Source organism: Rhodococcus sp. T2V (assembly GCF_029269925.1).
GTDB lineage: Bacteria > Actinomycetota > Actinomycetes > Mycobacteriales > Mycobacteriaceae > Rhodococcus_F > Rhodococcus_F koreensis.
This window is the reverse complement of the sequence record NZ_JARJBD010000545.1, coordinates 1-437: the sequence shown is the minus strand read 5'-3', so window position 1 is coordinate 437 and position 437 is coordinate 1. Positions and strand designations below refer to the sequence as shown.

Sequence of the window (437 nt, the reverse complement as noted above, 5' to 3'; positions counted from 1 at the left end):
CCTCTCACCCGGTGGTGTGCATGGACGAAAAGCCCTACCAGCTCCTCGCTCACGTTCGTGACCCGATCCCTGCAGGCCTGTGACGCGATCTGAAGGAGGACTGGCGAGTACGTGCGGCACGGGACCTGCTCGATCTTCTGCTGGGGGTGGGGCCAAATCAGAGCAGCACAGTGGGGCCAAATGGGGTTGTCATTCTCACTGGACCGGCGCATCGAGGACCTCGAGACACTCAACACCGAACTCGCCGCCTGGCAACGACAGACCAATGCCGATCAACGCCAGGTCCAGTGTCTCGAAGCAGCGGGGTGCGGAGATGTCCTCGAGGTTGACGGCCCCGAAGCTGGGTCGCAGCCGGATCAGGGTCTCGACGATCTCGTCGGGGTCCTGGGTGTCCAGGACCAGCGGGATCGAGTTCAACCCGGCGAAGTTCTTGAACA

The 437-nt window shown here is 62.7% G+C and carries 1 pseudogene; it reads right to left on the bottom strand.

The window, feature by feature from the left end:
• Positions 1-294: 294 nt before the first annotated feature.
• Positions 295-437: pseudogene (locus tag P3H15_RS55330) on the bottom strand (NAD-dependent malic enzyme); the annotation flags it as partial.